Origin of the sequence: Mycolicibacter arupensis, assembly GCF_002086515.1 — a bacterium.
GTDB lineage: Bacteria > Actinomycetota > Actinomycetes > Mycobacteriales > Mycobacteriaceae > Mycobacterium > Mycobacterium arupense.
Genome location: NZ_MVHH01000105.1, coordinates 1 through 1,781 on the forward strand (window position 1 = coordinate 1; position 1,781 = coordinate 1,781).

Here is a 1,781-nt window from a genome sequence, read left to right on the forward strand (position 1 = left end):
GGCCCGAGTTGGGTCATATGGCTTAGTGCCTTGAATTTTCGGCTTCCAGCGCATCCAGAATGGTCTTGACCTCGTTGTCTATGGCTGGCGGGTAGGTGGCGATGACGCCATTGAGGTCGATGGTGGCCGAGCGCAGGGGTTTGAGGGTGCGCAGGAATCGGCGCAGTGACAGTCCGGTCCGGTTCTGGACCTCGCGGCTGACGGCCAGGGCGGTGAACACGATCGTCAGGTGGGCTTCGATGGCGTCGCGGGTGCGGGCGAACATAGGTCGGGCGGCGAGGTCGGATTTGGACATCCGGAAGGACGCCTCGACGTGCCAGAGGTTGTGGTAGCTGGCGATCACTTCGGTCGCGGGCATCAGCGCGGCGTCGATGTTGGTGACGTAGCCCTTGAGCCCTACCAACCGGCGGGCCCGCTGCAACGATGCCTCGTCGAATTCTTGGGAACCGTTGCGGTTCTTGATGAACCGCGGTACCCGCGCCGCCTTCTCGCCGGCGGCGACCGCGCGGGCCTTGTTCTCCTGCAGGTTGAGCGTCTTGGTGTCACGCACCGCGCGTTTGGTTGAGTACGCCCACACCGCCCGCCACGACTTGGCGTGGACGGCCGGATCCCAGACGGGCTCGGCTTTGCGTTTGGGGTCGCTGGTCTTGGTGGCGGTGCCGCGTTGATCGCGTGGGGTGATGGTGTCGATGATCTGGCCGTCGGTGAAGAAATCGCCGTGCCAATGGAAGTGCGATGCCAGATCATTGGGCGCTTTGGTAACCCTGGATCCGACGATGAACCGCAACCCTGCCTCGTCGAGCTCGCGCAGATTGCCGCTGGCGAGCATGCCGGCATCGGCGACGACGACCATATCGGTGATCTGGTGGCGGGCTTGGAACGCTTTCACGATGGGCACGATCGTCAGAGTTTCGGCCTTGTTGCCTTCGAAACAACCGATCTCCAAGGGGAATCCGCGCCGGTCGACCAGCAATCCGACCACGATCTGTGGATCGACGCGGCGTTCTTTGGAGTAGCCGACGCGGCGCAGGTCATCTTCCTTGTCGGCCTCGAAGTAGAGCGTGGTGACGTCGTAGAGCACAAGGCTGACATCACCGGCGGTGCGGGCGTGGGCGAAACAGGCGGTAGCGATCTGCTCGCGATACCCACCGGCGCGGGCGCGGCGCAGGGTGCGTTTGCGGGTTGACAGTGACGCCGAGGTGCGGCCCAGTTCGGCCAGGACCCGATCGACATCGAGCAAGCTGGTCGGTTCCACCACCCGGGCGATCACCAGGTCCCGGAAGACCTCATCGCCCGCCGCGGCCTCGAACCCCAGGCTGGCGTACACCTGGGCCAGGGCGTCATAGAGCAGCCCGCTGCTGCTCTTGAGCACCCGTGGTCGCGCCACCAACTCCCGCGCCGTGGGCACACCAGCACCGTCGGGGAACAACGCTTCAGCCGGATTCGGAACCATCTGGGCCCGAACAGCTTTCGGGGTAATCCCGAGATCAAGCTCGCCTTGGGTGTCATCGGCCAACAGCCGGCGGGCCTCCTCGATGAGCAGACCCAGCTCGGCGTCATCACGCGCAGAACCGACATGGCGCACGATCCTGCGGCGGCCGTCGACGGATTCGGCGATCTGGACCGCCGTTGCGCCCGAGGCGGTGCGCACCCGCCGAATCCAGACCATCCAGGCAGCCTACCGACCCAAATTAGTGCCTAGCGGGTGCACTAAGCCGAGACATCACTGCAGTTCAACGCCCTGCAGCTTCCGAAAACTGTCCGAAGTGACCCAACTCAGG

The 1,781-nt window shown here is 64.6% G+C and carries 1 protein-coding gene; it reads right to left on the bottom strand.

The genetic code is table 11. The features are described from left to right. Positions 1 to 22 precede the first annotated feature (22 nt). Positions 23 to 1,669: an IS1634 family transposase gene (locus BST15_RS20855; RefSeq protein ID WP_046191535.1), complete on the bottom strand. Its 1,647-nt coding sequence runs from the start codon at positions 1,667 to 1,669 to the stop codon at positions 23 to 25. Between the last annotated feature and the right edge of the window lie 112 nt (positions 1,670 to 1,781).

Coding starts and splice junctions, on each gene's coding strand:
- BST15_RS20855 (WP_046191535.1), bottom strand. CDS start 1,669: ATGGTCTGGATTCGGCGGGTGCGCACCGCCTCGGGCGCAACGGCGGTC.